Source organism: Coprobacter fastidiosus (assembly GCF_030296935.1).
Taxonomy (GTDB): domain Bacteria; phylum Bacteroidota; class Bacteroidia; order Bacteroidales; family Coprobacteraceae; genus Coprobacter; species Coprobacter fastidiosus.
This window is the reverse complement of record NZ_AP028032.1, coordinates 322,623-334,158: the sequence shown is the minus strand read 5'-3', so window position 1 is coordinate 334,158 and position 11,536 is coordinate 322,623. Positions and strand designations below refer to the sequence as shown.

Sequence of the window (11,536 nt, the reverse complement as noted above, 5' to 3'; positions counted from 1 at the left end):
TATATACCGAACGTTCCCGTTCTTTTTAACATCAATAACATCACATCTACAATTAAGTATTATATTCAATAAACAATGGGCGGTTTTTTTGGAACGATAAAAAAAGAAAATTGTGTAGCCGACCTCTTTTATGGGGTAGATTACAATTCTCACATGGGAACAAAGCGTGGAGGTATGGTAACTTTGAATAACGGAAATTTTACTCGCTCGATTCATAATATCGAGAATTCTTATTTCCGTACAAAATTCGAGGCTGACCTTCCTTCTTTTTCAGGAAATTCAGGAATAGGCGTTATCAGCGATACCGATGCTCAGCCGATTATCATCAATTCTCATTTAGGGAAATTTGCCGTAGTAACAGTTGCTAAAGTAACTAATCTGCCGGAACTTGAAAAGGAACTTTTGGCAAAAGGAAATCACTTTTGCGAACACAGTAACGGCATTACCAATCAATCGGAATTGGTGTCCATGCTTATTATCGAAGGCAAAACTTTTGTCGAAGGGATAGAGAATGTCTATAATCGATTGAAAGGTTCTTGTTCGATGCTTCTTCTTACAGAAAACGGAATTATTGCGGCACGAGATAAATATGGACGAACACCTATCATGATAGGAAAAGGGAAAAACGGTTATGCGGTATCATCCGAAACCTGCAGTTTTCCGAATCTGGGTTATGAAATGGATTATAATATAGGACCGGGAGAAATCGTTCAAATTACAGCCGATGGTTTTACTCAACTGCGAAAACCCAATAAAAAAATGCAAATATGTTCTTTCCTTTGGGTATATTACGGTTATCCCGTATGCGAATATGAAGGGAAGAATGTTGACGAGATGCGTTTCGACTGCGGTGTGGAAATGGGTAAAAACGATGATATCGATGCAGATTTTGTATCAGGTATTCCCGATTCCGGGGTCGGCATGTCTCTGGGATATGCTGTCGGAAAACAAATTCCATATAAAAGAGCGATCGTTAAATATACTCCGACATGGCCGAGAAGTTTTACTCCTCCTACACAAGAAATGCGAGAACTGGTAGCAAAAATGAAGCTGATCCCTAACAAAAAATTATTGAAAGATAAAAAGGTCGTTTTTTGTGATGACTCTATTGTCAGGGGAACTCAACTTCATGACAATGTAAATGATTTATATCGTTATGGAGCTAAAGAGGTGCATATGCGCATCAGTTGTCCTCCATTAATTTACCCTTGTAAGTTTCTGAATTTCACAGGTTCAAAATCGGAGTTGGAACTCATCACGCGGAGGGTTATAAAAAATCTTGAAGGAGATTGCTCTAAAAATCTCCCGGCTTATGCAACCACAAATTCTCCCCAATATTGCAAAATGGTGGATTGCATCCGAAAAGATCTGAATATTACGACTTTGAAATTCAATCCATTGGAAACGCTCGTCAAATCAATAGGTTTACCTAAAGAATGTATTTGCACTCACTGTTTCGATGGAAGCAGTTACGAATAACATACCGATAAGAAAAACGATATGCACTCTAAAAGTTAAACGAAAACTTTTAGGGTGCATATCATTTTTTATATTATAACAGTCTAATTTTATAAACATGCAATTCTTCCCAATATTATAAAATAATCAAACAAGGTTTCTTATTACCTTAAATATATAATATATTTGCATTACATTGTTTTTTAAGACATTCAAGTAATGCGTTTATGAACCAAAGTAGAATCAAAAAAATATTCACAGGACTTACTTTTTTATTAGCTTGTATCTGGATCATACTATTGTTTGCAGATCCCTCACACCAACTTCATGTATTTTTTCTGAAATTAGATAATTTCTTTGCCGACTTCTATAATACTCTAATTTATATTGCCGATAAGAACCCGTATTATAATGAATTGAACGGTACTTGTAACAAAAATTATTTACCGTTCTCTTACATGATCTTATATCCGTTTACTTTGCTTACCAACTACTCTTCAATATCGCTTGAAGATTGTTGGAATTCTCAAATAGCCGTATTGAGCTGCTTTTTCTTTACATTACTCTCGCTCTTCCTATTATTTCATTCTCTATATCTTTTGTGTATAAAATATAAATGTTCTCCGATCATATTGTTTATCATATTTTTTTCATCCATCAATCTTTACGCTTTGGAGCGTGGAAACGAAATTATGATCTCAGCAGCTTGCATCAATTACTTCGTATATGTGAAAGATCAAAACGAAAAAAAATGGTATGGAATAATTTGTCTGGCTATCGCCTCTGTTTTAAAGATATTTCCGGCTATATTCAGCTTATATTATTTATACAAAAAAGAATACAAAACATTTTTCCAATATGCAATTCTTGCTTTTTTATTGGCATTCTTACCTTTTTTATTTTTTGAAAACGGATTCGAAAATATCGGTCAACTGTATGAAAATGTAAAAGAACAAACAACTATTTACGGAATGTCTTTCTCGGTATATCGGTTCGGGATCATTCCTTTATTCCTACAATTAGGAAAGACATTGAATATAGAAAATCAATTTATACTTTACGAAACGGGTAAATATCTAACTTATATCTTGGGATTGCTTTCCACAGGATTATTCTTTACGACCAAATCTTCTTTAATCCGTTTTGGCTTAGCGGCTATGATTTGTGTATTAGTTCCCCAGCAAGCATTCGTTTACAACGGTATCTATATTTTTCCGTTATTGATCATGTTATTATCCGCAAACAGCAAATTATCCAGCATAGAGACCTGCTTAACTCTGTTTTTATTTATTTGGATACTATTACCTGTTCAGTTAAATAAATTCACTCCTAAAATCAATAACATAAGCATGATATTAATGTGGGTATTATTTATTTCGATAGCTATACGACAATATCTACTAAACAAGAAAAATAATTTAAACTCCTCGTCAAAAGAACGATAAAAAGTTTGCCCCAATAATCATTTTATAAAATCTTCCCGCATAGGAGTAAATGTATCGATTAAAATACCGGTCTCTATACATTTGCAACTATGCAATATTCCCGAGCGCATATAAACGCCATCTCCGGCACGAACAATCTCGGTTTCACCTCCTACGGTAAATTCAAATATTCCGCTTACAACATACGTAGCCTGAGTATGCGGATGTGTATGAGGTGCACCTTCCGCTCCTGTTTCGAACTTAACCTTAACCATCATCATATTCTTATTATAAGCCATAATCTGACGGATGACTCCAACTCCGGCACTCTCCCACTCTGTTGTATTCTCAAACTGAAAACTATCGCTCTCTTGTTTCATAAATCATATTTTTACGATTCAAAGATAATAAAACAGATATGAATCAAACAACAGTAACATGCACAAAAGCCTATCTAAAAAAATTGCTTTTATCCTTAAGAATTCGTTCGGAACATCTTCCGGAACATCAAATTTTCAATAAAAACACTTGTCAGATTAACAGCTTTCAGTAAATTTGTGGAGCGTTGAAAAATGCTTTTTAGATAACAATATTTCAAATCTAATATCTCTATCAATTATGAGTTTAAAAATTATCGTACTTGCCAAACAAGTACCGGATACGAGAAATGTAGGTAAAGATGCCATGAAAGCCGACGGAACGGTAAATCGAGCAGCATTACCCGCTATTTTTAATCCAGAAGACCTGAATGCACTCGAACAGGCTCTGCAATTAAAAGAACAGTACCCCGGATCGACCGTATCATTACTGACTATGGGACCTCCTCGCGCCGCTGATATTATACGAGAAGGCTTGTTCAGAGGAACTGACGGCGGGGTATTACTTACCGACCGGGCATTCGCCGGTGCTGATACATTAGCAACATCTTATGCATTGGCTTGCGCTGTCAAGAAAATGAAAGACTACGATATTATTATCGGAGGCCGTCAAGCAATTGACGGAGACACAGCCCAAGTAGGCCCTCAAGTCGCAGAAAAACTTGGTTTGCCACAAATTACTTATGCAGAAAAAATCTTAAAAGTTCAGGACGGCAAAATACAAGTCAAAAGACGTCTGGAAAGAGGTGTCGAAGTTGTAGAAGCCAAATATCCGGTAGTCATAACCGTTAATGGAAGTGCAGATGATTGCCGTCCGCGCAATGCGAAACTAATACAGCGGTATAAATATGCCAAAACCATCAGTGAAAGACAAAATCAGGATAATGACTATTTCAGCAATTTATACGAAAACCGCCCTTATCTGAATCTAACGGAATGGAGTGTGTCCGACGTTGATGCAGACCTGGATCAAGTAGGATTGGCTGGGTCTCCGACAAAGGTAAAACAAATCGAGAATGTCGTTTTTCAGGCTAAAGAAAGTAAAAAATTATCCGGAAACGACACAGAAATAGATGAACTCATGAAAGAGTTAATAGTAAACCACACAATCGGATAATAATCAGATACGTGACAAAAAATCATTAACTCTCCAAAAGAAAATCGTATGAATAACTTATTTGTATATTGCGAAATAGAAGACGGCATCATCGCCGATGTAAGCTTGGAATTGCTTACTAAAGGCCGTTCGTTGGCCAATCAACTGAATTGTAAACTTGAGGCTCTTGTTATCGGTAGCAATTTAGACGGAGTAGAAAAACAAATTTTCCCATACGGGGCTGATACGGTTTACCTTGTCGATGACAAAAGGCTTTATCCTTATACGTCACAGCCTCACGCATCGGTTCTTATCAACCTTTTCAAAGAGAAAAAGCCTCAAATCTGTCTTATGGGAGCAACCAGCATCGGCCGCGATTTAGGACCTCGTGTCTCTTCTGCTTTGCATAGCGGATTAACAGCAGATTGTACTGCTCTTGAAATAGGATCTCACGAGGATAAAAAAGCAGGAAAATCTTACGAAAATTTATTATACCAAATTCGCCCGGCTTTCGGAGGAAATATCGTTGCAACCATCGTTAATCCGGAGTGTCGACCTCAAATGGCAACAGTGCGCGAAGGTGTAATGAAAAAAGAAATCGTTTCTCCAACATATAAAGGCGAAGTAGTTAAACTGGATGCATCAAAATATGTTTCGGATACCGACTTTGTCGTTTCTGTAATCGAACGACAGATCGAAAAATCAAAAATCAACATCAAAAGTGCCCCGATTATCGTTGCCGGAGGTTATGGAGTAGGATCGAAAGAAAATTTCAAGTTACTTTATGATCTCGCCGCTACCATCGGTGCGGAAGTAGGAGCTTCTCGTGCCGCTGTCGATGCAGGTTATGCAGAACATGAACGTCAGATCGGACAAACAGGTGTTACCGTACGCCCGAAACTGTATATTGCCTGCGGTATTTCCGGACAGATACAACATATTGCCGGTATGCAAGACAGTTCGATGATCATCGCAATCAACAATGATCCGAATGCACCGATCAACACAATAGCAGATTATGTAATTACCGGAACTGTAGAAGATATTCTTCCGAAAATGATCAAATATTATAAGAAGAATAGCAAATAATAAACTCAAAAGAATATGGCTAATTTTTATTTAGATAACAGTGACCTTAAACATCACTTGAACCATCCGCTAATGAAGCGTTTGGTAGCTCTTAAAGAACGAAACTATACCGATGCCGAAAAATATGACTATGCTCCCATCGATTTTGAAGATGCGATGGACAGTTATGAAAAAGTTCTTGAAATCGCCGGTGAGATATGCGGAGACATCGTTGCTCCCAATGCCGAAAGCGTAGACCATGAAGGTCCTCAAGTTATAAACGGACGGGTTAAATATGCTTCCGGAACAGAAAAAAATCTGGACGCCCTTGTAAAAGCCGGCTTAATGGGAATTTCTATCCCTCGCCGATATAACGGACTGAACTTTTCTCTTGTACCGTATATCATGGCAGCCGATATGGTAAGTCGCGCAGATGCCGGATTTGTTAATATTTGGGGATTGCAAGATTGTGCTGAGACTATCTACGAATTTGCCAGCGAAGAACAAAAACAAAAATATCTCCCTCGTGTTTGTGCCGGAGAAACTATGGCTATGGACTTGACCGAACCGGATGCCGGCTCAGATCTTCAAGCTGTTATGTTAAAAGCAACTTACAGTGAAAAAGACGGATGCTGGTATTTGAACGGTGTAAAACGATTCATTACAAATGGAGACGGACATATAGCTCTTGTTCTGGCTCGTTCGGAAGAAGGGACCAAAGACGGCCGCGGATTATCAATGTTTATCTACGATAAAAACGATGGCGGCGTAACCGTTCGACGCATAGAAAACAAAATGGGAATCAAGGGTTCTCCTACTTGTGAACTGGTATTCAAAAATGCCAAAGCCGAGCTTTGCGGAGATCGCAAAATGGGGTTGATCAAATATGTCATGGCATTGATGAACGGTGCTCGTCTGGGAATTGCAGCACAATCGGTCGGAGTATCTGAAGCAGCTTATAGAGAGGCTCTTACTTATGCTCAAGAACGACGACAATTCGGTAAAGCAATCATCGAATTTCCAGCCGTTTATGAAATGTTATCTCTGATGAAAGCCAAACTCGATGCATCTCGTTCACTACTTTATGAGACAACCCGTTTTGTAGATATGTATAAAGTATATGAAGATATTTCAAAAGAACGTAAACTCGAAAAAGAGGAACGTGACGAGATGAAAAAATATCAAAGACAAGCCGATGCTTTCACTCCTCTTGCCAAAGGAATGAGCAGTGAATTCTGTAATCAAAATGCTTATGATTGTGTACAGATTCACGGAGGTTCGGGATTCATGAAAGACTATGCTTGTGAACGTATTTACCGGGATGCTCGTATCACTTCTATTTATGAAGGTACAACACAATTGCAAGTTGTCGCTGCTATCCGTCACGTAACTACCGGGACATTCCTTAATATGATGAAGTTCTATGAACAGGAAACAATCTGTCCTGAGTTAGTTCCTTTACAGAACCGGTTAAAAGCCATGACTGAAATTTACGAAAAAACAGTGGCTTCGGTTGTCGAGACTAAAGACAACGAATATATTGATTTTCATGCACGCCGTATGGTAGAAATGGCCGGTCACATCATTATGGGACATTTATTGCTATTAGATACGACCCGATGCGATTCATTCCGCAATTCGGCAGAAGTATATATCCATTTCGGAGAAGCTGAAGTAAAAAAACAGGCTGAATTTATCAGTAAATTCAATGTTGAAGATTTAGAATTTTATCGCAAAGGATAATTCTCCTTACAAAAATCCAGAAGAGGCGGTCTCAAAATGAGACGGCCTCTTTTACGTATATTTGTAACCCAATATAGTTGATCAAAAGAAAACGATAAAGTATATTTTATTATGAAATATTACATCGGGCTTTTTATCTTATTATTATTTATCGGATGTATATCAAATAAATGTTATACAGTCTATCAGATTGATAATGGTGAAGACTATATACAAGACGGAATGCGCCGCATTGTAGATAGGCGGGGGCGTATAGGATATATAGATGAAAAAGGGGCAATTATCATTAAACCTCAATTTGCTTTTGGTTTTCCTTTTAAGGATGGAAGAGCGAAAGTTACAAATAAAGGAGAAAAAAAAGTAGTACCAAATTCTAAAGGGGAATATCATTATTGGGAGAGTGATAAATGGTTCTATATAGATAGGACAGGAACACTACTCCCTCAATTCAGTGTTATGGAATGGATACCAACGCAAATTATAGATGATAAAGAAAATAGACAATATCGAATTGGTTTTATAGGATTAGCCCGGTGGTTCTATTTACCTTATGATAACTCTAATGATTGGATGATGATAAAGATAAAGGATGCCATCAAAAATATTACGATGATAGAAGTCACTCTGTTAAACAAAAGTACTATTATAGCTGTTAAACACAGCTATAAAGAACGACCAAGTAACCTTCTTATAACAGATCCTTGATTACAAAATATGCCCAAGATTTTGTTCTTTTAAGTGATTGTTTTATTTTTGTAGTTAGAAGAGTTATTCGACAGCATAACAATTCAAAACACTGAAATTCGCACGGTTTGCAAATCGTCACCTTTTATTTTTCAAATAATTCACTAAAAGTTTATTTATCATCGGTTAAGTCTAACTGATGATAATCTAAAATAATAATTCACCACACAAACTACACACACATGAAAAAATTATTACTATTATTCGCTTGTATATCATGTATTCATTTTACATCAGGACAGCGAGTCGAAACATACAATAATCCGGTAATTCGGGGCGATCTGGCCGACCCTACGATTATCAGAATCGGCAACACTTATTATGCGACAGGGACATCCTCAGAATGGGCTCCGTATTATCCAATGTTTAAGTCAAACGATTTGATCAACTGGAAACAGACCGGACATATATTCAATAAACAACCCGAATGGACACTCTCTTCGTTCTGGGCTCCCGAATTGTTTTACCATAATAACAAAGTTTATGTTTATTATACTGCTCGAGATAAGAACGGCGTTTCGTATATAGGTGTTGCGACTTCCGATAATCCGGAAAAAGAGTTTACGGATCATGGATTATTAGTCAAGTTCGGAAAAGAAGCTATCGACGCTTTTGTCATGGAAGATAACGGAGATTTATATATCACTTGGAAAGCTTACGGTCTTGACAAACGCCCGATAGAATTATTGTGTAACAAAATGTCTAAAGACGGATTACGGCTCGAAGGAGAACCTTTTACCCTTCTACGGGATGACGACCACACTTTAATGGAAGGTCAATATTGGTTTAAAAAAGGCGACTACTATTACTTAATGTATGCGACGAATAACTGTTGCGGTCCTAAAAGCGATTATCAGGTTTATGTCGCCCGCTCAAAAACACTAAAAGGCCCTTATGAGAAATATGAGGGTAACCCGATTCTTACAGGAAGTAACGACATTCTTTCTTGTGGACACGGTACTGTGACGACAACTCCGGATGGACGCATGTTTTATCTTTGTCATGCTTATTTAAATGGAGCGGGATTTTTTACAGGAAGGCAGCCTATTTTATTAGAGCTGACCATAGATAAAGATCAATGGCTTCGATTCAAGTCTGGAGATATAGCTCAACTTCAACAACCCGTACCATTTCCCGGAACAAAGCAAAAAATCATAAACGAATTTCGTGACAATTTCAAAAGTAAAAAACTTAAAAATGACTGGTGCTGGAATTACCTCTATTCAGATATAGATACAAAAACAGGTAATGGATATCTATTGCTCAGCGGTACTCAAAAAAATAACAGTCAAAACGGAACTGCCTTATGTGTACGATCCGTAAAACCGAATTATTCATTTGAAACCCAAGTAACAAACTCGAACAAAAGTTTGAAAGGCCTTACTTTTTATGGCGATGACAAAAATCTGGTTATATTGGGATACCAAAATAACGAGTTAATTTTAAAGGAAGTAAAAGACGGAAAAGAAAATATCATAAGAAAAATGAATTTACCGACAAATAAACCTTATCTAAAAATAAAAATAACAGAAGGATGCAATTGTTCATTTTTCTGGAGTAAGAATCAAAAAGATTGGCATATAATAAATACAGACAAGAACGGATATAATCAATTAGATCGCTGGGACAGAGTCGCCCGTCCCGGACTTATTCATTGCGGAGAATCTGATCAACCTGCTGAATTTTCATATTTCATTATTCAATAATGATATTAGGGCCTGTCTAAAATATACAATAAAAATACGGATTTGGAAAAATGAAACAAATTATCGACATAAACTCTTGGAATAGAAAAGAACATTTTTATTTCTTTTCAAAACTCGATGATCCTTTTTGGGGCATTACTACAACCGTTGATTTTACCAAAATCTATTTGCTAAGCAAAGAATTAGAAAAACCTTTTTTTCTTTACTCTATACATTTTCTATTAAAATGTATCAATGATATAGATGCTTTTAAACTGCGAATAGAAGGTGAAAATGTCGTGAAATACGATAAAATCAATATTTCTCCCACAATCGGAAGAGAAGACGGAACTTTCGGATTCGCTTTTTTCGAATATAGTACAGACTTCAATATTTTTATGCAAAACGCTGAGAAAGAGATAAACAGAGTAAAAAATAGCACTGGATTATCTTTCTCTGAAAATACAGGAAGAAAAGATCTCATACGCTATTCAGCTTTACCTTGGTTTGCTTTTTCCGACATGAAACATGCAGATTCTATCAGAACCGGAGATTCTGTACCTAAAATTTCTACGGGAAAATTAATACAAGAAAAAAAGAAATATACTCTTCCTATCTCTATCAGTGCACACCATGGGCTTACGGATGGTCGTGATGCAGCTCTTCTTATACAAAAAATGATCGATGCACAATCTTTATTATGACCGGATTCTCATAGATTCGTATTTTCTAAAAAAGATCGTCAACAAAATAAAACCGCATAAGGCAAAAGGAGCTCCGATCAGTGCCGGATATTGGTAACCCATATTGGCTTGTAGGGGCAATCCTCCACAATAAGCACCAATAGCATTTCCCAAATTGAATGCAACCTGGACACTTGCTGCCCCCAACATTTCTCCACCCTTAGAATAACGAATCAGCAATACTTGTTGCGGGCTTGAAACCGCAAACAGACCGGCTGTACAAAGGCACATTAAAAGGACTGACAACCAAGGAACTTTTGCAAAAAAGAAAATCATGAGCAATACAATGCATATACTCCCCTGTGCAAAAGCCGCTACCCTTCCCGGTGTATATTTATCAGACATTTTTCCTCCCGTCAAATTACCCACGACCATACCAAACCCGGCAAGAACCATAAAGAAAGTAATCGAATGAGGTGAAAATCCGGAAACATGTGTCAACAAAGGGTTTACATAACTATACCAACAAAATACTCCTCCATTTCCCAGCATAGTCGCACCTAATAATAACCATGGTGCTGGAGACTTAAGAAAACGAAATTGTCCTTTCAACCCCGTATCCGGCAAGTTCTCGACTTGAGGAACCCACCGCCAAATATAATACATAATAATAACACTCCATGCTCCTACCAAAAGGAAAGTCAACCGCCAAGATATCGACGCGCTCAAAGACGTCCCCAAGGGAACACCAAACAAATTTGCAATAGTCATTCCCGCAATCATAATAGAAACGGCTTCCGATCCTTTTCCTTTATCCGCCAATTTTTCAGCTACGATAGATGCGACACCGAAATAAGCTCCATGCGGTAATCCGGATATAAAACGAGCGACAAGCATTACCCAATAATTCGGAGCTAAAGATGCACAGATATTTCCTATCATAACAATTGCCACCAAACCCATCAGAATACGTTTCAAAGGAAATTTTCTCGCTAAAATAAGCATAGGTGCACCAACACAGACTCCTAATGCATACGCAGAAATCAAATGTCCTGCCGTAGCAATGTTTATATGCAAATTTTTAGCAACATCCGGCAAGATTCCCATCATTACAAACTCGGCGATCCCCAAACCTAATGTACCGAATGCCAATGCTATAAGACTTTTTTTCATATCCTTAAAAATTTTCAGTCGGCAAAATTAAAATATTATCGTAACATAAGGTTTTCTTTAACTGTTTTTTTACGTTCATTCTTCA

The 11,536-nt window shown here is 37.3% G+C and carries 10 protein-coding genes; 8 read left to right on the top strand and 2 right to left on the bottom strand.

Annotated elements, in window-relative coordinates; translation table 11 throughout:
* Positions 1–75 precede the first annotated feature (75 nt).
* Entirely contained in the window at positions 76–1,479 is a 1,404-nt protein-coding gene (locus QUE35_RS01270; RefSeq protein ID WP_009316831.1) for an amidophosphoribosyltransferase, read from the top strand.
* Between the two features lie 206 nt (positions 1,480–1,685).
* Positions 1,686–2,903 carry a glycosyltransferase 87 family protein gene (locus tag QUE35_RS01265; protein WP_022599411.1) on the top strand — a complete coding sequence of 406 codons (1,218 nt, stop codon included), beginning with the start codon at positions 1,686–1,688 and terminating at the stop codon, positions 2,901–2,903.
* 17 nt (positions 2,904–2,920) lie between these two features.
* Here the strand turns inward: QUE35_RS01265 and QUE35_RS01260 are convergent, their stop codons facing one another.
* Entirely contained in the window at positions 2,921–3,262 is a 342-nt protein-coding gene (locus tag QUE35_RS01260) for a cupin domain-containing protein (RefSeq protein ID WP_022599413.1), read from the bottom strand.
* Positions 3,263–3,500: 238 nt separating this feature from the next.
* Between QUE35_RS01260 and QUE35_RS01255 the strand changes: the two genes are divergently transcribed.
* The 6 genes from QUE35_RS01255 (at position 3,501) to QUE35_RS01230 (ending at position 10,299) form a co-directional block, all read left to right on the top strand.
* Positions 3,501–4,376, top strand: a complete 876-nt coding sequence (locus QUE35_RS01255; RefSeq protein WP_022599415.1) for an electron transfer flavoprotein subunit beta/FixA family protein — start codon at positions 3,501–3,503, stop codon at positions 4,374–4,376.
* A gap of 48 nt (positions 4,377–4,424) precedes the next feature.
* Positions 4,425–5,444, top strand: a complete 1,020-nt coding sequence (locus tag QUE35_RS01250; RefSeq protein ID WP_009316827.1) for an electron transfer flavoprotein subunit alpha/FixB family protein — start codon at positions 4,425–4,427, stop codon at positions 5,442–5,444.
* A 15-nt stretch (positions 5,445–5,459) separates the two neighbouring features.
* A complete protein-coding gene (locus QUE35_RS01245) occupies positions 5,460–7,166 on the top strand; it encodes an acyl-CoA dehydrogenase family protein (protein WP_022389822.1) in 1,707 nt (568 codons plus the stop codon).
* A 111-nt stretch (positions 7,167–7,277) separates the two neighbouring features.
* On the top strand, positions 7,278–7,871 hold the full coding sequence (locus QUE35_RS01240; protein WP_122329699.1) for a WG repeat-containing protein: 594 nt from the start codon (positions 7,278–7,280) through the stop codon (positions 7,869–7,871).
* Positions 7,872–8,092: 221 nt separating this feature from the next.
* Entirely contained in the window at positions 8,093–9,616 is a 1,524-nt protein-coding gene (locus QUE35_RS01235; protein WP_009316824.1) for a family 43 glycosylhydrolase, read from the top strand.
* A 50-nt stretch (positions 9,617–9,666) separates the two neighbouring features.
* Positions 9,667–10,299: a chloramphenicol acetyltransferase gene (locus QUE35_RS01230; protein WP_009316823.1), complete on the top strand. Its 633-nt coding sequence runs from the start codon at positions 9,667–9,669 to the stop codon at positions 10,297–10,299.
* On the opposite strand, the gene araJ is transcribed toward QUE35_RS01230, so the two are convergent.
* Entirely contained in the window at positions 10,294–11,451 is a 1,158-nt protein-coding gene (araJ, locus tag QUE35_RS01225) for an MFS transporter AraJ (protein WP_022599419.1), read from the bottom strand. The two genes, QUE35_RS01230 and araJ, sit on opposite strands and share 6 nt — an antisense overlap.
* Between the last annotated feature and the right edge of the window lie 85 nt (positions 11,452–11,536).

Bases quoted from the DNA above. Each gene is read 5' to 3' on its own strand.
- QUE35_RS01270 (WP_009316831.1), top strand. From the start codon at position 76: ATGGGCGGTTTTTTTGGAACGATAAAAAAAGAAAATTGTGTAGCCGAC.
- QUE35_RS01255 (WP_022599415.1), top strand. From the start codon at position 3,501: ATGAGTTTAAAAATTATCGTACTTGCCAAACAAGTACCGGATACGAGA.
- araJ (WP_022599419.1), bottom strand. From the start codon at position 11,451: ATGAAAAAAAGTCTTATAGCATTGGCATTCGGTACATTAGGTTTGGGG.
- QUE35_RS01265 (WP_022599411.1), top strand. From the start codon at position 1,686: ATGAACCAAAGTAGAATCAAAAAAATATTCACAGGACTTACTTTTTTA.
- QUE35_RS01240 (WP_122329699.1), top strand. From the start codon at position 7,278: ATGAAATATTACATCGGGCTTTTTATCTTATTATTATTTATCGGATGT.
- QUE35_RS01235 (WP_009316824.1), top strand. From the start codon at position 8,093: ATGAAAAAATTATTACTATTATTCGCTTGTATATCATGTATTCATTTT.
- QUE35_RS01250 (WP_009316827.1), top strand. From the start codon at position 4,425: ATGAATAACTTATTTGTATATTGCGAAATAGAAGACGGCATCATCGCC.
- QUE35_RS01230 (WP_009316823.1), top strand. From the start codon at position 9,667: ATGAAACAAATTATCGACATAAACTCTTGGAATAGAAAAGAACATTTT.
- QUE35_RS01245 (WP_022389822.1), top strand. From the start codon at position 5,460: ATGGCTAATTTTTATTTAGATAACAGTGACCTTAAACATCACTTGAAC.
- QUE35_RS01260 (WP_022599413.1), bottom strand. From the start codon at position 3,262: ATGAAACAAGAGAGCGATAGTTTTCAGTTTGAGAATACAACAGAGTGG.